This is a genomic window from Collinsella sp. AF23-2 (assembly GCF_003459245.1).
Taxonomy (GTDB): Bacteria; Actinomycetota; Coriobacteriia; order Coriobacteriales; family Coriobacteriaceae; genus Collinsella.
Genome location: NZ_QRVG01000001.1, coordinates 49,005 through 69,152, shown reverse-complemented (window position 1 = coordinate 69,152; position 20,148 = coordinate 49,005). Strand labels below are relative to the sequence as shown.

Genomic DNA, 20,148 nt, shown 5'->3' with positions numbered 1-20,148 from the left:
CGCGAATCTACTTGTGAATTAGTAGGCGCGATCGTTGAGCGTGCTCCAGAGCTTCTTGGACTCAGCCATGGTCCACGCGTTGATCTTGTCCTCATCAATGCCAACGAACTCGCGATCCTTGTACAGGACGCGGCCGTTGATGATGGTGGTGCGGCAGTTTTTGCCCATCATGCCAAAGAGCATATGGCCGTCGATGTTCTCCTCACTCAGCGGCGTAAAGGGCTTGTAGTCCATGACGATGACGTCGGCGGCAGCGCCGGCCTCGAGCACACCGAGCTTGCGATCGAAGTACTTGCTCGCCATCTTGGCGTTGTTCTCGAACAGCATGGTCATGGCCTCGCACCAGCCCACGTTGGGCATGGCGGCGTTGTGGCGCTGAATGATCAGGAAAACCTTAAGGCTCTCGAGCATATCGTGGGTGTAGGCGTCGGTGCCCATGCACACGGGGATGCCGCGGCGGAAGAATTCGAGCACGGGGGCGCAGCCCACGGCGTTGCCCATATTGGATTCGGGGTTGTTGACGAGCCAGGTGCCAGACTCCTTGACGATATCCATCTCGGCGGGCGTCACGTGGATGCAGTGGCCGAGCATGGTGTCGGGACCCAGCAGGTTGTGCTGCAGCAGGCGCTCGACGGGACTGATGCCACCGCGGTTGAGGCGGGAGTCCCACACGTCATTCATGCCCTCGCACACATGGATGTGGAAGCCGGTCAGGCCGTTGTTGGCCTCGGCCATCTTGTCCATGGTCTCGTCCGACAGCGTAAAGGTGGCGTGACCGCCAAACATGGCGGCGATCATGTGGTTGTCGTTATCGCGACGCTCCTTGGCGGCCCACTGGGCAAACTCGGCGTTCTCGGCAATGGCCTGGTCGCATTTTTCCTGACCGCGGCGATCGGAGACCTCGTAGCACAAGCACGAACGCATGCCCAGCTCCTGAGCGGCGTCCTTAATGGTAAAGAGGCTACCCGGGATCTCGCAGAAGCTCGCATGGTGATCGAAGATCGTGGTGACGCCATCGCGGATGGAGTCAAGAATCGTGGCATAGGCGCTGGCCTTGGTGCCGTCGAGCGTCAGGTTGTCATCGATCTTCCACCACTGCTGCTCAAGATTCTCCAGGAAGTTGGTGGGGTTGCAGCCCTTAATGGCAAGGCCGCGGGCCAGACCCGAGTAGATGTGGGTGTGGCAATTGATGAGTCCGGGCATGATGAGGTTACCCTGGGCGTCGACGTACTCGGCATCCGGGTACTTGGCCTTGAGCTCGCACTCGGGACCTACTTCGACGATCGTATCTCCGTCAATGGCGACCGCACCGTTTGGAATGAACGGGGTCTGAGCGTTGCGGGTAAAAACGGAACCGTTAGCGACCAGAAGCATGAATGCTCCCTTCAACATCAGGGGCGGGGTTTGACACCTCTGACATGGCGGAGTGCGAAGCGCCGGCCTACACCGGAAACGGGCCCTCTCCCGTCAACGCTTCACCAAAGGGACAAACCCTTTGAAGTGCGGCTTGGCGCCGCATGACGTCGGCGGACGAGGCGATGCGCCCGCCGACGAATAGCACCGAATTGGTTACTTCTTGCTCTCGGGCAAGACCAGATCCACAGCGGCGTCCTTGGCAGCATCGATGTGCTGAGCCACGACCGGCGTCTGCGGAAGGATCAGGTTAAGGACAATGGCCATAATGGCGGTGGGGGTTACGGCATTGGAGCCGATGACGGTGGATACCCAGGCGGGCATACCCTCGCCGGCAAGGCAACCGCTGGCCATCCAGATACCCAGGCCAAAGACGACGGAGGTACCGACGATGGTGGTAGTGCGCTGCGTGAGGCCCTCGCGGGTGAACATGCGCACGCCGTTCATGGTGATGGTGCCAAAGACGCCGACGGTCGCGCCGCCGATGACGGGCTGCGGGATAGCGGAAAGGACGGCAGAGAGCTGCGGGAACAGACCGGCGATGGCAAAGACGGCCGCGATGATCACAAAGACCCACTTGTTGACGACCTTGTTGGAGCAGATGATGCCCACGTTCTGGCCAAGGGCGCTGGTGGGAAGACCGCCCAGCAGGCCGCCGACCATAGAGGTGAGGCCCTGGGACACGATAGCGCCGGAGAGCTCGCGCTCGGTGGGCATACGGTCGATGGAGCCCAGGCAGGCGGCGGAGACGTCGCCGATAACCTGGATGGCAACCATGGGGAACACGACGGCGAGGGTAATGCAGACCTCGGGATCAAACTCGAGCGCATAGGGCATGAGCTTGGGAAGGGCGAAGACCTGAGCGGTGGCGACGCTGGAGAAGTCGATCATGCCAAAGGGGATGGAGACGATCATGCCAACGATCATGCCAAAGAACACGGATCCCAGCTTGAGCGTGCCCTTGCCAAAGTTGGCGAGCGCAAAGACCACGGCGAAGGTGATAAGAGCGACGCACCAGGCCTGCGGGGTGCCCCACAGTGGCGTACCCATACCGCCGGCCATATACTTGACGGCCGTGGGATACAGCGAAACGCCGATGGAGAAGATGACCGTACCGGTCACGACGGGCGGGAACAGCCACTTGATCTTGCTGTAGGCCAGACCAAAGAGGACCGCGACGGCGCCGCCGACGATCTCGCCGCCCAACAGCGCACCAAAGCTAAAGCCCGAGGCACCCATGGCCTGCAGGGCCGGTAAGAACGCGAACGAAACGCCCATGACGATGGGCAGGCCGCCGCCGATGCGACGGAAGGGAGCGAAGGCCTGAAGGGCCGTGTCGATTGCCGAAAGAATGAGCGCGACCTGGATGATGTCGGTGCTCTGCTGGCTATTAAAGCCGTAGACGCCGGCCATGATGACAGCCGGGGTGATGATGCCGGCAAACGATGCCAGTACGTGCTGAAGGGCACACGGGATCATTTCCTTAACGGGAGGCATGCCTTCACGAGTGAACAGGGCTTCAGTGCCGTTCGTAACCGTCTCCTGGGCCATTTGACCACCAATCCTCGAAGTAGTTGTTTTCGCATCTAACGCTCTATTGTGACGCAGTGCGGGGGTGAGGTTGTGCCTTCGTTGCATATCGTATTAAAGATTTTTCTCATTCTCAATAATAATTTTTTGTTATCAGACTGTTCTTGAGCTGGGATTATGCATTTCCGCAGGTCAGGAAAGTGTCTTGTCAAAATAACATCTAACTTTTCTTTTGGTCGACCGTTTACCGCCAAATTCCTACCGCTCGTCCGTATTACGCAATGTACCTGCGAATATGCGAGTCAATAGACACCGTGTTACCATGAGAAAAAATTGTTATGAACATTTCCGATTTCATCCCAAGGAGTTGCCCGTGAACGAGACCGTACGTCGCTTTTTGCCGATGGTCGATTTCCTTGAGCAGATACTCGGCAAAAACAGCGAAATCGTGCTGCACGATTTCTCGGATCCCGACCATGCCATCGTCGATATTCGCAACGGCATCGTAAGCGGCCGTAAGGTCGGCGGTCCCGCCACCGATCTGGCGCTCAAGATCATGCACGACCCCAAGTATCGCGACCTGCCGTTTATTACGGGCTACGAGGGGCGCGGTGCCGGTGGCAAGACACTGGAGTCCGCGACGTACTTTATCCGCGAGGATAACGAGATCGTCGGTATGCTCTGCGTCAACACCGACCTCTCGACCGTGCGCTCCATCAACGCCATGGCGCAGCAGCTCATGGCATGCTTCGACGCTGTGCCAAGGCAGGCGGAGCCCGCGTCTATCGAGGTTGAAAGTCTTTCGGAGTCTACACAGGAGCTCATCGACCGCAGTATTTCCGAGCTGCTCGAAAGCCGCGGGCAGGATGTCGCCTCGCTCGGGCAGGCCGATCGTGTGGACGTTATTCGCCACCTTAACGGCAACGGCGTTTTTATGCTCAAGGGCGCTGTTGCCTGCGCCGCGACCGCACTCGGCATCTCGGAGCCCAGCGTCTACCGCTACCTACAAAAAGTTCGCAAGGAAGGCTAACAAGCAAAATGGAGCGCGGCTCCATAAGCGATCCGTCACTTGACAAAAGACCCTGCAGCTCGCGCTGCAGGGTCTTTTTGCATGTCATGTTTAGTTGTGGCCAACGCCTTAGAGAGCGGCGACGACCTCGATCTCGACCAGACCGCCAGCCGGAAGGGCGGCAACCTGGAAGGCGCTGCGCGCGGGGAACGGGGCCTCGAACTTAGAGGCGTAGATCTCGTTCACGGCGGCGAAGTCGGCGATGTCGGCCAGGTAGACCGTGGTCTTGACGACATCGGCAAAGGTGGCGCCGGCAGCGGTCAGCAGGGCCTCGACGTTGGCGAGGGACTGCTTGGCCTGGGCCTCGACGCCCTCGGGCAGCTTGCCGGTTGCGGGGTCGATGCCCAGCTGGCCGGACAGGAACACCATGTTGCCGGTCTGGATGCCGGGGGAATACGGTCCGATGGCTGCGGGTGCGTTATCGGAAGACACGACGGTCTTGCTCATGTTTTTCTCCTTACGATCAGTTGAGAGAGCGTGAGCGCGGTGTTCACACCGGGAGGCACAGTTCGGTCTGAACACCGCGCTTGATTGGGATAGTAACCAAGGATTTCGCGCTGTGCAAGAATTTTATTATTGTGCGAGAAAGATTTATCGCCCAACGGTTTCTCCGAACCGCCGAACGGTTCTGTTCTGTGGCAGCCACCCCAAGCTGCTGAAGACTTTATCCCGCTTGGACCACGGGCATCGCCTGTCGCGCCAGCGCCACTATACTTTTGAGTATCTGAGCATTTTGAAAGGCAGGATATGACCGCAACCGCCAGTCGAACCACCAACCGCAGACCCGAGCTCTTGGCCCCCGCCGGAGGCCCGGAACCCTTTGCCGCCGCACTCGCTGCCGGGGCAGACGCCATCTACTGTGGCATGGGCAGCTTCAACGCCCGCCGCAAGGCAACGAACTTTACCGACGAGGCCTTTGAGCAGGCCTGCCGTGCTGCACACCTGGCCGGCTCGCGCGTCTATGTCACGGTCAACATCGTCATCAAGCAGTCCGAGCTGGGCGACGCACTGCAACTCATCCACCGCTGCTCCACGCTGGGCGCCGACGCCTTTATCATCCAGGACTGGGGCCTGTTCTTTGAGGTCAAGCACACCATGCCCGGCATCGAGACACACATCTCGACCCAGGCGAACATCCATGATGACCGTGGAACCATCTGGTGCCGCGAGCAGGGCGCTGACCGCGTGACCCTCTCGCGCGAGCTTTCCATCGACGAGATCGCCGCCATTCACCATGCCGCGCCCGATGTGGACCTTGAGGTCTTTAGCCATGGCGCCATCTGCTTTTGCTACTCGGGCCTGTGCCTGCTATCGAGCTTTGCCATGGCGGGCCGCTCGGCCAACCGCGGCATGTGCGCTCAGCCCTGTCGCCTGCCTTACGAGCTGATCGACGAGAACGGCCGCGCGCTCTCCCCTGCCGGACGCGAGCGCGCTCTATGCCCGCGCGACACCAACACTTCGCAGCTCGTTCGCCGTCTGTATGACGCCGGCGCCGCATCGCTCAAGCTCGAGGGCCGCATGAAGGCGCCCGATTACGTGTACTCCATCGTCGATGTGTATCGTCATCAAATCGATGACATGCTGGCCGGGGTCGCCGTAGATAAGCACGAGGACGCCGCTCGCCAGCGCCAACTCAAGCGCTGCTTTAACCGCGACTTTACGCACGCCTATCAGGACGGCACCTCGGGCGACGAGATGATGAGTTACGAGCGCTCCAACAACCGCGGCCAGATTGTGGGCACGGTACTGGGCAGCCGCCTGGCCAACCGCGACGTGCGCGGGCTCAAACCCGACGATCGTCGTCGCCGCGCCGCCATCGCCCGCATTGAGCTGTTTGAGCCCGTGGGCAAGGGCGACTTGTTGGAACTTCGCCACGACGACGAGTTCGATCAGTTCCTAACCACTATCGCTACCGATGATGCCGCCGCCGGTGACATCATCGAATGTCGCGTGCCCCGCAGCATGCCCGAGGGCTGCCGCGTGCGCATCATCCGCAGCCAGCGCGCCATCGACGCCGCCGGCGCCGCGCTCAAGCGCGACGTGCTGCGCCGCCGCGCCGTTGATGTAACCGTTGTGGCGCGTTTGGGCGAACCGTTTGTCGTCACGCTCACCTGCTGCGACGCCCCATCGCTTACGGCCACGGCCACGGGCTTTACCGTCGAGGCTGCCAAGACCCGCGCCGTCGAGGCATCCGATCTGGTTGAGCATGTGGGCCGCATGGGCTCCTCTCCCTTTGAGGCCGCGAGCTTTGATGTGGCGCTCGATGAAGGCTGCGGCATGGGCTTCTCCGCTGTGCACAAGGTACGCACCGCCGCTTGCAAGGCGCTGGAAAAGGCCATTCTGGCGCCGTACGAGGAGCGTGCCCGCACGCTCGAGCTGCCGGCGATTGTCACCAGTGATTCCCGCCCCGCGCCCGAGCACTACCGCGATGAGCCGCAGATCTGCGCCACCGTCACCTCGCTCGAGGCCGCCGAGGCCGCTCGCGCCGAGGGTGCAACGCGCATCTACATGACCACCGACGCGCTCGATGCGGCCGAGCTCTCCCCCGCCGATGCGCTTGAGCAGGGCATCGTACCCGTACTCGACGAGGTCTGCCGCGCCGTTGACCACGTACGCGTCGACCCGTGGGTTGTTGCCAGCGCCACGGTCGCTATTGGCAACATCTCTGAGCTTGCCCTGGCCGCCCAGGTTGGCGCCACGGCGGAGATCCGCTCTTGCCTGCCCGTGCACAACACCCCTTGCATGGAGGCACTTGCCGAGCGCGGAGCCGGCGCGTTTTGGCTCTCGCCCGAGATCACGCTCGACGAGATCGTCTCGCTTGGCACCTCCGCGCCCGCAGCCCTGGGCATCACCGTGTTCGGCCGCCCGCGCGTTATGACGAGCGAGCACTGCATCCTGCAGGTGGCCAATGGCTGCATCCACGATTGCGCCAACTGCCGTCTGCGCGCCCGCAAGCTGTCGCTCAAGAATATCGACGGCAAGGTCATGCCCGTGCGCACCGACATCCATGGCCGCTCTCGCTTGTACGACGCCTACCCTATCGACCTCACGCCGCAGGTGCCACAGCTGCTCGACGCCGGCGTCCGTCGTCTTATGGTGGACGGCACGCTGCTCGAGACGGATGAGTTGGGCCGCGCCGTCGCACGCGTCCGTCGCGCCGTCGAGGCCGCGCAGGCCGGCCGTAAGCCCGCCGCCCGCCTGCGCGGGGCCACCTCGGGCTGCATGTTTGTGGGAATTAGCTAACCGAAAGGCTTACACGTGAACGAAGAACCTCAAGTCCTCTACTGCGACGCCTGGCTCATGGCCATCGACAAGCCCGCCGGCATGATCGTCCACGGCGACGGCACCGGCGAGCGCACGCTTACCGACTACGCCAGCGACTTGCTGCTTGCCATGGGCGACGGCTTTGCCGCAACCGACATGCAGCCGCTTAACCGCCTGGACCGCAACACCACCGGCGTGGTGCTGTTCTCGCTCGACAAGCAGACGCAGCCCGCCTTTGACCAGATGGTCATCGACCACGCTTTCGAAAAGCACTACCTGGCGCTCGCCGAGGGCAAGATCGACTGGAACGAAAAGCTCATCGACAAGCCCATCGCCCGCGACCGACACGACAGTCGAAAGATGCGCGTCGGCGCCAGCGGCAAGCCGTCTCAAACGCGCGTGAAGGTGCTCAAGCGCCTCAAGAGCCGCCGAGGCCTGCCCACGCGCTCGTATATCGATGTCGAGCTTCTCACCGGCCGCAAGCACCAGATCCGCGTGCATCTGGCCAGCGAGCGTCATCCCCTGGTAGGCGACGACCTGTACGGAACGCCGCGCCCCTGCGGCCTGATGCTCCACGCCCACAGCGTGTCCTTTACGCACCCCGTAACCGGCGAGCACATTCACATCGAAGCCCCCTGCCCCTGGGAGCCCTAAACCACCACAAAGGGGACAGGCACCTTTGTGGTGGTTTTGCCGCGATGGCTCTGCCGGATTCCCAAACATCTCGATCTGTAACAGCTAAAGCCCATTTTGCGGTCCATCTGTTACAGATCGAGACATTCGAATCCCCTCAAGGGAATAATCTCAATCTGTAACAGTAACTCGGCAAAATCAGTCCCAGATGTTACAGATTGAGACAAAGGGACGGCGCGGTTCGTAAGTATCTCGATCTGTAACATCTAGCCTGCTTTTAACGGTCTGGTTGTTACAGATTTAGATAAACCGGTAGACAACAAAAGTGGCAGCGCCCGGGATGGTCGTTGCCGCTTTTCCATTGACCCACCACAAAGGTGCCTGTCCCCTTTGTGGTGGTTTTGGCCTTCCCGTCGCTAGACCGTGACGACGTTGTCCATTGTCCGGTACTTGGCGGGGACCTCGCCTGCGGTAATAATCGTTGCGTCGCGGAAGTCCGCAAACTTGACGGGCGCCACCATGCCAAATTTGCTGGCGTCCGAGATTACGAAGCGTTTGGCCGTATGACGCATCGAGATGCGCTTTACTTGGGCCTCCTCGATATCGGGCGCCGTGAAGCCCTGCTCGGCGGCGATGCCATTAGAGCCCCAAAAGCCACAGTTGAAGTTGTAGCGATCTAAGGTTGCCAAGGCATCGGGGCCAACGAGCGCCTCGGTCTCGGGTTTGAGCTCGCCGCCCAGCACCACGGTACGCATACCCCGCAAAGCAAGGCGCTGAGCATGGAGCACGGAATCGGTCACGTAGGTGACATCTTCAAGGTGGGGAAGATGCTCGATGAGCCTGAGCGTCGTCGAGCCCGAGTCGATGTATACAAAGCTCTCAGGCTCCACAAGCGCCGCCGCACGGGCGCAGATACGCTCCTTGTCATCGTTATGGAGGTCGCTGCGCTCATTAAGCGTTAGGTCGCGCGTTACGTGCGCGCGCTCCAGACTTGTCGCGCCTCCGTGCACCTTGGCGATACGGTGTGCTCGGTCGAGCGTCTGCAGGTCGCGCCGAATGGTAGACGCCGTCACGCCCAGGGCTTCGGCAAGCTCCGACACGGTAACCGAGCCGGTCTGCTGAACCATCGACACGATCGCGTTGAGCCTATCTTCCGCTAGCATCGCTTACTCCTCCTCGGGGTACACGACTCCCCAGTCGGCGCGTAGCTTGGTCATCAGCTCCATAACATCAGAAGCATAATCCAGCAGCTCACGCTTCGAATCATCGCCGGCAACGGCCCTCTCCAGGTCGGCCATCTCGTAGCACAGAGCGTATGCCTCGGTGCCAGCGTGGACCTCCTCACGGTGACCGTCTGCAGTCCACACGATGGTCGCGTGATCGGCACGCGGATAATCGTTGACCTCGATATAGCACTTGTCGAAGCTAATGACCGAGCGCTTGGGCTGCTTGGAGTGAAGCGTAAGGCTCACGACGCCCAGCTGCTGCTCGGCATTGCGGCAGACGATGCCGCCCGCAACATCGACGCCAGTCTCGCAGGTGTTGCCTAGAGACACGACCTCGGCGGGCTGGCTCGCCATAAACAGGCGCATGACGGACAGGGCATACACACCAATATCGAGCATGGCACCGCCGGCAAGGTTGCGATTGTAGAAACGGTTGGTCAGGTCGCCGTACTCCTTGTAGCTACCAAAGTTGAGCTGAGCGAGGTTCATGCGGCCGAACTCGCCGGCATCCATGCGGCGACGCAGCTCTTGATACAAGGGCATGTGGAGCACCGTGGTAGCGTCCATAAGGACCACGTTGTGCTCGGCGGCAATGGCACGGGCCTCATCGAGTTCAGCGGAATTGAGGGTAATGGCCTTCTCGCAGAGCACGTGCTTGCCGGCTGCCAGGGCAGCGCGCAGATAGGTGATATGAGTGTTGTGCGGGGTAGTGATGTAGACGGCGTCGATGCCAGGATCGGCGTAGAGGTCCTCAACCGTGTCGTAGACCTTCTCGATGCCATACTGCTCGGCAAAAGCCTGAGCCTTGGACAGCGTACGGTTGGCGACGCCCGCAAGCTTGCGACCGGCAAGAGCAAGGGACTGAGCCATCTGGTTGGCGATAACGCCGCAACCGATGACGGCCCAATGGAGCTCGGGAGCCGTAAAAATATCGTCGGGGAACGGCTTGTCCTGGACCGAAGCGAACGCTGCTTTGGCGGCTGCCGCGGCGTCGAGCGGAGCCTGCTTGGAATCTGCCATTATGTGCCTCCTGTGTCATAGAACGCCTTGCTTTCTGACAGCTCTATATTCGCACAAACACGCGCTTCTGTGCGCGTTTTTGCGTATCTCACCGCTAAACGGTCATTTTTATCCCGTAAACGGCGCATCTATACGCATATTCACGCAATCCCACGCACGCAAATACGCACAAATGCGAACCGGTCATTGCTCAGAGACAGGGGCTTATGCTTAGAACTCAAAAGACAGGATGATCCGCTTCGCCTCGTCGCTCATGGCGCGCTGCAGCTCTAAGGACCGTCCCAAACTGCCGACAGAAAAGGAACGTTCCAAACTGCAGACAGAAAAAGAACGTCCCCAGGCGCCGGCATTTCAAGAGCACTCATTTAAGTCTGTCCCCAATGAGTGGGAGTAATCAGAGACCCTTTGCGAGGGAGGCCGGACGTGGCCTTCCTCGTTTTTATTCATGGACTTTAGTCCGTGCCGCGCGGCACGCGCGGCATAGAAAGCCACCCGCTCAGCGGGTGGAGGCCAATTTCCGCTACGCGACAAAAACCTTCCCCCTAGCATGAGGATTGTTCAGGTCATCATACTAGGGGGAAGGTGATTGCTGTGGCCCAGAAAGCCAACAGCCTCGCGCACACGAAATGGCTGTGCAAGTACCGCATCGCACCGAGGTCAAGCTCATCGCCGCCATCGTCGAGAAGCACCCCGAGGTGCGCTTTGCCGCGAGCCGCACCTCGGCCCACGCCGACCTCTACGACCGCATGGAGCAGGCCCTGTGCGAGCGCGTGGCCAACGCGGTGGAGGTCGTCCGCTCCGACATCAGCCCCGCGCTTCTTGTCCACACCGGTCCAAACCTCGTGGGTGTGGCGGTCCAGGGACTCTAGTGGAGGCGGGGCGTCCTGCCCAAAAACAAATGCAAAAGACGAGCACTTCTTGCCGCTCAATTGGCAAGAAGCGCTCGTCTTTTCTTAACGCGTCGTATGGCGGAGAGAGCGCAAGTTACGCGAGCGCCCTTCTTGCCAGCTCGGCCGCGCCGAGGATTCCTTGGTCGCCGCCGCAGCCCGGGGCGCAGATGTAGCTCTCCATGTCCTTAAGCTCGGCGGTCTGGATGTAGCCACCCAGATATTCGAGGGTCTTCTTGCGGACGATGCCGTAGAGCTGCTCCTGGTGCATCACGCCGCCGCCGAGGACGATGCGGCGAGGCGAGTACATGAGCACGAGGTTCGCGCACATCTGCCCCAGATAATCCCCCTCGAGCGCCCACACCTCATCGTTGTCCGCGAGCTCGGCCGCGGGCTTTCCCCAGCGCGCGGCGATGGCGGGGCCGGAGGCGAGCCCCTCGAGACAGCTCGCGTGGCTCGGGCAGACGCAGCGTCCCTCCTCGGTGGGACGGGTCCTTACCAGCATGTGACCGGCCTCGGGGTGCAGCATGCCGTGAAGGAGTCTGCCCGCGCACATGACGCCCGCGCCCACGCCGGTGCCGATGGTCACGTAGACGGCGTCCTCGAGCCCCTTGCAGCAGCCGAAGACCACTTCGCCGAGGCAGGCAACGTTCACGTCCGTGTCGTAGGCCACCGGAATCCCGAGGGCGTCGGCGAACGCGGCGCGAAGACCATGGCCTCGCCACGCGAGCTTGGGCGTCTGGAGGATGGAGCCGTAGCGCTCGTCGTTGGGGTCGACGCAGGTCGGGCCGAAGGCGCCGATGCCCAACGCGTCCACATCGCGGGCGGTGAACCACTCGATCATCTGCGGGACGGTCTTGGCGGGCGTAAGCGTCGGGGTCTCCATACGGTCGAGGACCTCGCCGTCGCCGGACACCACGGCACAGACCATCTTGGTCCCGCCGGCTTCGAGGGCGCCGAGCCTCATTTGCTTTTCGCTCATGTGATCCTCCTTACAAAGGGACGCCCGCAGTCATGGTCAACCGCGGGCGCCCATAACGTTGGCTTGTTTCGAGGCGACCCTACCTGGGCACGCGGTCCTGCCTTGCGGCAAACGGGGCGAGCACGGCGTGCGGCTCGCTTTGGTACCAGTAGGCGACGGTGGAGATGTCGTCCTCGCGCTCGTAGAGCTTGATGTCATCGTTGCCGAGGTCCTGGAACGTCACGCGCAGGTCCTCCTTGAACGAGATCGGGTCGGGAAGGTGCCACCTGTAGAGGCCGTGCCTGGGCAGCGCGTCGTCGTTAGTCGCGAGCATCGGATTCGGGTTCGGCTTGCCCGCGCTGAAGCGGTCGCGCGTGGCGTCGCGCGTCGAGCGGTACGGGTAGCCGGCGAACAGCGTGTTGAAGCACTGCGCCTCGGGCAGCGCGTGGGGCGGCCTGTCGAGGAAGGCCCAGGCACCGCCGAAGTAGTCCTCGGCTCCCGTCGAGGTGACCGTGGGGAACTCCTCGTCGCCGTCGAGGAAGAACTTCATCTCGCCCTCGCCCCACCAATAGCGCTCCAGGGCGCACAGGGCCATGTAGGTGCCGACGTAGTAGCCCTTGCCGCGCACGCCGTCGAGCACGGTGTAGTCGACGCCCCTGCGGGTGCTGCGCTCGCGGTTAAAGCGGGCGTGGAAGTACATGGCGTCGTCCGGCACGTCGGTGAGCGCGTAGTTGAACGTGTAGAAGATGTACTTAATGAACCCGGGGTGCTCGCTCGTAAGCGTGACCTTGGCGTGCTTCCTGAAGGGCATCTCGAAGTAGCAGTTCATGCCGCCCGTCGGGTTCACGCAGATGGGCATCGAGTTGACGATGGCGCGCTCACCGAAGCCGTTGCAGAAGAAGTCGCCGACAGGGCACTCGACCGAGGGGGTCTCCTCGTCGTCCCAGTAGAAGCGCAGCACGAGGTCACGCATGACGAAGCTGCCGGCGGCGGTCTTGTCGGGGACGGTCATCCAGATGTGGCGGATGATGCCGGGGCCCTCGATGTCCGCGAGCGTGATGGTCTCGCCGGACTCAAGGGGCACGCAGCACGAGCCCTTGCGGCCGACGCCGAGGTGGCTGGCCGACATGGCGGCGCGGCCCTTCTCGCCCGTGATGTTCTCGGGGGTGATGGCGCGGCTTTCCTCACCGCCGTGCATCCACACGTCCTTAAGGAACTCTCTCATCGTCGACCTCCTCTATTCGTCGTCGTCGCACTCGGCGGAACTGGCACCGTTCACGTAGATGATCTGCTGGCGCGCCTCGTTGACGAGGGCGTCGAAGTCGAGTTTCTCGTCGGGGCGCGCGAGCGCGACCGTCATGGCGAGCGGGAGGTTGACACCCGCGATCACGTGGATCCGGTCGGAGGCGAAGCGGGAAAAGCGCTGGTTCACGCTGCCGCCGTACGCGTCGGTGAGGACGACGACCTCGTCAGTGCCCGAAAGAGCCGCCTCGACCGCCGCGTCGAGCCCCTCGCCGTTGTCGTTCACGTAGGCGCACACGGCGTTGACGGCGTCGCCCTTACCCGTAAGGAACTCGAGGGTATCCTTGAAGCCCTGGGCGAGAAGGGAATGGCTCGCCACAACTATCTTTCTCATTGATTCACCAATCTCTTGGGTCGAAGCTAGGCGAGGATGCCGGCGGCGGAGGCGACCATCGCGAGGACGATCACCACGAGGATGAGGGCCGTCATGCTCGCGTTCTTCTTGGTAAGAAGGTAATACGCGCTTCCCGTGATGGCGGCGGGGATCATGGCAGGCAGGATCTTGTCGAGCAGCGGCTGAATCTCCATCGCGACGTCGCCGAAGCTGAAGCTAATCGGGCAGGTGACGCCGATGACCGAGGCGATGAGGCAGCCGACCACGGTGAGGCCGAGCACGGAGGCGGCGGCAGTGAGGTTGGGAAGCTTCTCGCTGAAGTCGGTGACGAGCTTCACGCCCTGCTTGTAGCCGAACTCGAGGGCGTGCATGCGGACCCAGAAGATGGCCAGGATGAGCGCGAACCAGATGCCGGCTCCCACGGGGTTGCCCTCGATGGCCATGTAGGCGGCGATGGAGCCCATGATGGTCGGGATCATGGTCATGAGCAGGGAGTCGCCGACGCCGGCGAGCGGTCCCATGGTGCCGATCTTCAGGTCTTGGACGGCGTCCGCCGCCGCTAGGCCGTCGCGCTCCTCCATGGCCACGCAGGCGCCAAGGATGATGGCGGCGAGCCAAGGCTGGGTGTTGTAGTAGCGGAAGTGGTTGTTGAGCGCTTGCTTATAGTCCTCGTCGTTCGTGTAGATCTTCCTCAGGACCGGCGAGAGGGCGTAGGCGACTGAGGCGCCCTGCTGGGTCTGGTAGTTGAAGGTGCACACGCTCATGAGCCAGCGCCAGTTCGCGTTGCGCAGGTCCTTCTTGGTGACCTTGTAGCCGGAGGGCTTGCCCTCGGCGACGGCGGTGATGTTCTCGTTTTCCATGGTTACTCATCCTCTCCGATGAAGGCGTCTGCGGAAGCGTGGGCGGCGAGCTCGGTGTCCCTCTCGGCACGCTGGTAGAACGCAATCGCGAGGGCAACGCCGACGATGGCGGCGCCGATGATGGGCACGTTCAGGAAGGCCGAGAGGAAGAAGCCGGCGAGCAGGTACTGGAAGTACTTGGCGGTTGGCATGTAGCGGAGCAGCATGGCGATACCGACGGCCGGGAGCATCTTGCCGGCGAGGGTGAGGCCGGAGAGGAACCACTGGGGCATGACCTCGAGGAGCCAGTTGACGGCGGGCTGGCCGAGCGTCACGGAGACAAAGACGGGCAGGGCGGCGCACAGGCCGAAGAGCGCGGGGCAGACCCACAGGATGGCGTTCATCTGATTGAACTTACCCTCGTTGCAGAACTTCTGGGACTTCTCGACGACAAAGCCGTTGAGGATCTTGGCGACGACGTCGAGCTGGATGCCGAGCATGCCGACCGGCAGGCCGATGGCGAGGCCCGTGTCGGAGCCCAGGGTCACGCCGTAGGCGGTGGCGATGATGGCCATCGTGCCGTAGTCGGGAATGGAGGAGCCGCCGAAGCCCGCGACGCCGAGCTGCATGAGCTGAATGGTGCCGCCGATGACAAGGCCGGTCTTCCAGTCGCCCATGACGACTCCGGTGATGAGGCCCCAGAAAACGGCGTAATTGACGAAGATCATCGGGATGCCGTAGTAGTCCACGTGCTTGATGAAGGCCAGCAGGGTCAAAAGGACGACCTGCAGGATAGTGAAGTTGACCATATTTCCCCCTTAGATGAGGTCTGCGACGGAGACGGGCTTGTCGGCGGGCACGAACTGGGCCGTCACCTTGACGCCACGGGCGATGAGCGCCTTGTAGCTCTGGACGTTCTCGGCGGAGGCGTAGGCGCGCTGGGTGAGCTGGATGCCGTCCTCCTTGACGAGCGAGCCGCCGACGACCAGCGACGGGAGCTCGACGCCCGACTCGACCAGGCGAAGCATCGTCTCGGGCTCCTTGGCGATGACGAAGACCTTCTCGCGGTCGTACTTGCCCGCGGCGAAGTTCTTGAGCGCGGTCTGCTCGGAGATGATCGAAACGGCCATGCCCGCGGGGCGCGCCATCCTCATGGTGGACTTCAGGACCTCGTCGCCGGCGACCTTGTCGTCGATGACCATGACTCGGGTCGCGCCCGACACCGGGGCCCACTGCGTCACGATGATGCCGTGAAGCAGGCGATTGTCGATTCGTGCCATAACAACACTCATGTTTGCTCCTATCAAATGAAGTTTTACGTTCGGTACTGCCTCGGCGCTATCCGGATTCGCGCCGGGCAAGGGGTTATCGGATTATTGAGGACGCGCGGTCAGCTTGCGGCGGCGCGGGGAAGGTCACTCGTCGAGCAGGAGGTCCGAGGAGCCGAGGCGCTCTTCTCGCGCCGGGGCGGCGCTCACGCTTATGTAGTCGAAGACATATGCGATCTCGCTTACGGGAACCTCTACGCGATAGCGCGTCGAGATGCTCGAGAAGCTCTGCCTGAAGGACTCGATGAAATCGGCGCGTTCCTCCTCGAAGCGGTCCTGGCCAACGTAGGTCTCAATGGGGTTTCTGGTAACAAGGCGCTCGACGAGACAGCAGAGGTGAACGTAGAGCCCAATGATGGCGTTGCTGCCGATCTTCTCGCCTGTCCTGCGCTGAAGCTCGTGCACGGCGCTCTCGATCTCATGGAATAGCCGCTCCGGGTCGAGGATGGTGATGGAGCGGATGACGTTCTGCAGCGTCATGTTCGAGAGCAGCTTCTCGTGGAAAGAAGAGAGCTCGGAAGCGTCAAGCCACCTGCCGAACACGGCATCAACCTTAGAGGCGGACGCCGTCGACATGATGTCCTCGAGGGCGACGAAGGGGACGGAGGCGACCCCGGGGTCTCCCGTGCCGATGACGGCGCAGACGCGGTGCTCGGAGAAAACGGCGTCGTTCGACCCGTTCGCGACGAGCTGCTTGAAGGGCCTCGTGAGCAGGCGCGCGCCTATGGTGCGCGGGAGGCTCTGCGAGACGAGCTGGCGTATCCTCTCCGCGGCGTCGACCCCGGACTCGGAGCAGAAGACGATGGCGTCCTCACGGTTGACGCGCTCGATCACCTTGCAGTGCGTCACGCACGCGGCGGTCGCATCGCCAAGAACCTCGGCGATGGACTTGCCGCCGAGCAGCCCGACCCCGATCTCGAGCGCAAGACCGGTAGAGACGTTGTTCACCACGCCGATAGTGGAGTCGGTAACGTTCTCGAGGGCCTTATAGGCCTCCTCCAAGGAGCCCATGTCGACGAGGAACACGACCCCGGTGCAGTAGGAATGGCGGTCGACGAGGCGCTGGAGCGGACCGACGATGTCCTTCAGCTGCTGGTCGTAGGGCATGTCGACAGCCTCGTACACATGCATGCCGAGCATACGGTTCGCCGCGTCGGCGATGCTCGTCGCCGTTGAGTAGCCGTGGGACAGGATGACGCAGAGCGTCCGAAGGGCCTTCGCATCGCGAGACTCCGATGCGACGCACAGCGTCAGAAGCGTCTTCGTGAAGTGATCGAGCGAGATTCCCAGCGCCCCTTCCACGTCTGCGGCGACCTGATCGGAGACACTCGAGGCAAACGGCAATTCGGAGGTCACGGCACCGAGGAGATGGGAGATTTGCTCCGCACAGGCAGACTTTCGCTTAGCCAGGCCGATACCCGGCCACAACTGCAGGCAAATCTCCTGGGCCAGTAGAAAAGCGACCTTCCTCGAAAGCTCGATGCCATAAGAAGAGCCTGCGTCGGCAAGGACCGCGCCCACGACGCGCTCGAAGGCGCGCGACCTCGAGGAGGCGACGCCGTGGTCGAAGATCAAGTGATCCTCAACGCCGCGCACAGCGGAGACAGCTTGCGAGACAAGCTCGGAGACAGAGAGCTCCCCGGCGCAGAATCGCTCATCGAGGGAGCACAGGGCATCGAGCGCCTGCTCGACCGGCCCTGTGCTCTCGGCGGCATCCAGAGACGCGTCGATCAGAACGCCATCGTCGGGCTGTTGATCGATCTGCGCGGAGGAGAGGAGCCCGCTGGGAAGAAGATACGGGCGAACGACGACGTAGTCGCCCTCGCGATTGAGGAACGCTTTGGCGCAGCAGTTCGTCACGCAGGCGCGCAAGCCGGCGATGTTATCGGAAAAGTCCGCGTTCACGAGGCAACGGTATGCGCCGCGGCTGATCTTCACATCAGAACCGATTCGGCACCCCTCGCTGCGCAGGAAGCTCAAGATGAGATCCTCGCGCTCCTCGGGGGTCCGCTCCTTGAGCGAGGGGACGCGGGCACAGATGGGCATTTTGCTGTAGGCCGAGGAAACCTTCAGGTCATCGGCGGATAGCGTCGTCGAAAGAACGAGGCGAGCGCGCGGCGCATCCTGGGAGGCATCGAGCCCGAGGGCCGTCGCAAGGCAGTGCTCCATCGCAGAGGGAGAGAGTGCCTCGATGCCGTTGACAAAGACCACACCCCCGCGCGCATTCGCGATCGACTCGTCAAGAAGCCCGTTGAACGAGGCGGCGTCCGGGACCCCGGCGCAGTCGATGCGCACATAGGAGGAGTCGCGGGACAGCAAGCCCTGGTTCTTGCCGTACTCGTACACAAGGCGAGAAAGGAAAGACTTACCGACACCCACGCCGCCGCTCAAGAGGATGGGCAGGCCAAACGGAGGGTACTGAACCGCAGCCTTGCACTGCTCGACAACGGAGCTGAGGCTCATGTCGAAGCCCACGGCACGCGCGAAGTCGCGGTGATCGGCGATTCCCGTCGCCTGGATGAGGTCGGCGAGCGAGGCGTACTCGCTTGCAGAGAGCTTTACCTGAAAACGCTTCTGGAACGCGCGGCGATGAAAATAACGGACAGGCCTGCCCGCCACCTTAACCACAAGACCGGCGCGAACAAGGTCGTTGAGGTACTGGCTCGCCAGGCTCCTGGAGATGATGAGTGTCTCGGCGATGTCGGAGGTGGACAGACGGGCAAGGTCGTCGAGCGAGACGGCAGAGGTGAGGGCCTCGAGATGCTCGAGAATCCTGTCCCTCATGTCGACGGGTTTCTTTGCCAAGCTGTCCTGTGTGGTCTTGTCCATGACTTCTTACCTCCTCGTACAAGGAGTATAAGGGGAGAACAGAGAACGGAAGGGGGCGCGTGGGGGAATCAACAGCTCCGAGGAAAAGTGCACCACTTGAGGGGCAGAAAACAACGGCCATTGAACATTCAGGGCCGACGCTCAACACTTCGGCTCGACACTTCGCTTTGGAAAGGGCCCCGGCGCGCCGGGGTCCCAACATAAAGAAGGGCCCCGGCGCGCAGGGCCTAAAGCTTAACCATGCGCGCGGCGATGCGGGCGCAGTCGCAGGCGGCCTTCTTCTCGAAGGTGTTGTAGTCGACGACCCGGCCCTCGGCGCAGGGCTTGTCGCTGATGGCGCGCACGACGACGAGGGGCACGCCGTTGAGATAGGCGGCCTGCGCGATGGTGCAGCCCTCCATCTCGCAGCACAGGTCGCCGAAGATCGCGAGGATTCGCTCCTTCTGTTCCGCGGGCGAGACAAACTGGTCGCCGGAGACGACGCGGCCCTTGAGGACCTTAATGTCGGGGGCGACGGCGGCCGCGGCGGCGCACGCCGCCAGCAAGGGCCGGAACGGATCGCGCAAGATCAAGGCGTCGCCCGGGAGGTCGGGCGTTACCGTCAGCCGGCGCCGCGTCTGCCGCATCATGAGGGAGAACGGCCTGGCCGGCGCATACGGCAGGAAAAGGTTCAAGGTGCACCCCGGGGCGATCAACGAGGCCGACGTGTCGAACGTCGTCGCGCGCGGCTTCGGCGGCAGGGCGCCGTACACCCATATATGCAGCGACTTGGCCTGCGTGCGCGTCGGGGCGTCGTGGAACTACGTCTGCCTGCTCGTCGACCTCTGCAACGGGGAAATCGTCGGCCACTCCGAAGGATCGAGGAGGGACGCGCGAGCTCCGAGCCAAGCTCTTGGATTACGTGCACTGGTACAACAACTTCAGGATCCACTCGACGCTGGTCTTCATGTCGCCGGTCGAGTTCAGGGAGGCGGGGCCGTCCCTCCCGGAATCGTCCAAATAAGTGTTGCCAATCCATAGCCAATCCAGCCATCATCTCCGCGAAGGAGGACGTCAGGAAAAGCTCGGCTTGAGCTCGGTCGGACGCGGTCTGTGGGGCATCATTCAGGCTCAGGGGGTCTCCTTGTCTTCTTCGGTCGCAACCTGAATGATAGGGACGGCCCCTTCTCTCTTTCCCCTTCGTTTTCGACGCGTCACCCTCTCGGCGGGCTTAAGGCCCGCGCTCGCGGGTGCAGGGGCTACGCCCAAACCCCAAAAACGTAACGCCGTGCTCGAAGCGTTTCCGGACGTCAGCGTAATCTCAAATCCCGTTCGTCAACTCATGGGCAAGCCACCTGAGACTACTCATTTCTCCTACTGGCAATGAAGACCTGCGACCTGCAGTTTTGCAAACTGCTTGAAAGCCACCTGCGTTGATTCACTTCCTATTGCAGCTGGCGGCTTGCACGCGAAAAGGCATTTAAGTTTCAAAACGGGCGTTTTCGGCGCTATCGAGCCTCCAAAGGCATCCCGC

Annotated in this window: 18 protein-coding genes; 5 read left to right on the top strand and 13 right to left on the bottom strand. The window is 62.2% G+C overall.

Features of this window, described 5'->3' with window-relative positions; genetic code table 11:
- Positions 1–18: 18 nt before the first annotated feature.
- Positions 19–1,374: a putative aminohydrolase SsnA gene (gene ssnA / locus DWY03_RS00325; protein WP_117802957.1), complete on the bottom strand. Its 1,356-nt coding sequence runs from the start codon at positions 1,372–1,374 to the stop codon at positions 19–21.
- 195 nt (positions 1,375–1,569) lie between these two features.
- Positions 1,570–2,964, bottom strand: a complete 1,395-nt coding sequence (locus tag DWY03_RS00320; RefSeq protein ID WP_055252519.1) for a uracil-xanthine permease family protein — start codon at positions 2,962–2,964, stop codon at positions 1,570–1,572.
- A gap of 352 nt (positions 2,965–3,316) precedes the next feature.
- On the opposite strand from DWY03_RS00320, the gene DWY03_RS00315 reads away from it, so the two are divergent.
- Entirely contained in the window at positions 3,317–3,973 is a 657-nt protein-coding gene (locus DWY03_RS00315; protein WP_231500731.1) for a transcriptional regulator, read from the top strand.
- A gap of 108 nt (positions 3,974–4,081) precedes the next feature.
- On the opposite strand, the gene DWY03_RS00310 is transcribed toward DWY03_RS00315, so the two are convergent.
- The gene (locus DWY03_RS00310; RefSeq protein ID WP_089572469.1) at positions 4,082–4,459 is read right to left on the bottom strand and encodes a RidA family protein; all 378 of its coding nucleotides are present in this window, start codon (positions 4,457–4,459) and stop codon (positions 4,082–4,084) included.
- Positions 4,460–4,759: 300 nt separating this feature from the next.
- Between DWY03_RS00310 and DWY03_RS00305 the strand changes: the two genes are divergently transcribed.
- Both DWY03_RS00305 and DWY03_RS00300 read left to right on the top strand, forming a co-directional pair.
- Positions 4,760–7,255 (top strand): U32 family peptidase, encoded by a 2,496-nt coding sequence (locus tag DWY03_RS00305; protein ID WP_117839654.1) that lies wholly within the window; start codon positions 4,760–4,762, stop codon positions 7,253–7,255.
- 15 nt (positions 7,256–7,270) lie between these two features.
- Entirely contained in the window at positions 7,271–7,930 is a 660-nt protein-coding gene (locus tag DWY03_RS00300; protein ID WP_231500732.1) for an RluA family pseudouridine synthase, read from the top strand.
- A 395-nt stretch (positions 7,931–8,325) separates the two neighbouring features.
- Here DWY03_RS00300 and DWY03_RS00295 read toward each other — a convergent pair whose 3' ends face one another.
- Positions 8,326–9,072, bottom strand: a complete 747-nt coding sequence (locus DWY03_RS00295) for a DeoR/GlpR family DNA-binding transcription regulator (RefSeq protein WP_117802953.1) — start codon at positions 9,070–9,072, stop codon at positions 8,326–8,328.
- A gap of 3 nt (positions 9,073–9,075) precedes the next feature.
- Positions 9,076–10,155 (bottom strand): Gfo/Idh/MocA family protein, encoded by a 1,080-nt coding sequence (locus DWY03_RS00290; RefSeq protein ID WP_117802952.1) that lies wholly within the window; start codon positions 10,153–10,155, stop codon positions 9,076–9,078.
- Positions 10,156–10,781: 626 nt separating this feature from the next.
- Between DWY03_RS00290 and DWY03_RS00285 the strand changes: the two genes are divergently transcribed.
- The gene (locus tag DWY03_RS00285; RefSeq protein WP_117839653.1) at positions 10,782–11,024 is read left to right on the top strand and encodes a hypothetical protein; all 243 of its coding nucleotides are present in this window, start codon (positions 10,782–10,784) and stop codon (positions 11,022–11,024) included.
- A gap of 115 nt (positions 11,025–11,139) precedes the next feature.
- On the opposite strand, the gene DWY03_RS00280 is transcribed toward DWY03_RS00285, so the two are convergent.
- The 8 genes from DWY03_RS00280 to DWY03_RS00245 all read right to left on the bottom strand — a co-directional run bounded on the left by DWY03_RS00280 (position 11,140) and on the right by DWY03_RS00245 (position 19,207).
- The gene (locus DWY03_RS00280) at positions 11,140–12,024 is read right to left on the bottom strand and encodes an ROK family protein (protein WP_197032763.1); all 885 of its coding nucleotides are present in this window, start codon (positions 12,022–12,024) and stop codon (positions 11,140–11,142) included.
- A gap of 79 nt (positions 12,025–12,103) precedes the next feature.
- A complete protein-coding gene (locus DWY03_RS00275; protein ID WP_172676343.1) occupies positions 12,104–13,228 on the bottom strand; it encodes a glycoside hydrolase family 172 protein in 1,125 nt (374 codons plus the stop codon).
- 12 nt (positions 13,229–13,240) lie between these two features.
- A complete protein-coding gene (locus DWY03_RS00270; protein WP_089572475.1) occupies positions 13,241–13,639 on the bottom strand; it encodes a PTS sugar transporter subunit IIA in 399 nt (132 codons plus the stop codon).
- 26 nt (positions 13,640–13,665) lie between these two features.
- Positions 13,666–14,499 carry a PTS system mannose/fructose/sorbose family transporter subunit IID gene (locus DWY03_RS00265; RefSeq protein WP_089572476.1) on the bottom strand — a complete coding sequence of 278 codons (834 nt, stop codon included), beginning with the start codon at positions 14,497–14,499 and terminating at the stop codon, positions 13,666–13,668.
- 2 nt (positions 14,500–14,501) lie between these two features.
- Positions 14,502–15,287 carry a PTS sugar transporter subunit IIC gene (locus DWY03_RS00260; RefSeq protein WP_089572477.1) on the bottom strand — a complete coding sequence of 262 codons (786 nt, stop codon included), beginning with the start codon at positions 15,285–15,287 and terminating at the stop codon, positions 14,502–14,504.
- 9 nt (positions 15,288–15,296) lie between these two features.
- On the bottom strand, positions 15,297–15,770 hold the full coding sequence (locus DWY03_RS00255; protein ID WP_089572478.1) for a PTS sugar transporter subunit IIB: 474 nt from the start codon (positions 15,768–15,770) through the stop codon (positions 15,297–15,299).
- A gap of 123 nt (positions 15,771–15,893) precedes the next feature.
- On the bottom strand, positions 15,894–18,635 hold the full coding sequence (locus tag DWY03_RS00250; protein WP_117806126.1) for a PRD domain-containing protein: 2,742 nt from the start codon (positions 18,633–18,635) through the stop codon (positions 15,894–15,896).
- 227 nt (positions 18,636–18,862) lie between these two features.
- Entirely contained in the window at positions 18,863–19,207 is a 345-nt protein-coding gene (locus DWY03_RS00245) for a 5'-methylthioadenosine/S-adenosylhomocysteine nucleosidase (protein ID WP_231500733.1), read from the bottom strand.
- A 329-nt stretch (positions 19,208–19,536) separates the two neighbouring features.
- Between DWY03_RS00245 and DWY03_RS10160 the strand changes: the two genes are divergently transcribed.
- The gene (locus DWY03_RS10160; protein ID WP_231500741.1) at positions 19,537–19,638 is read left to right on the top strand and encodes an IS3 family transposase; all 102 of its coding nucleotides are present in this window, start codon (positions 19,537–19,539) and stop codon (positions 19,636–19,638) included.
- The last annotated feature ends 510 nt before the right edge of the window (positions 19,639–20,148 follow it).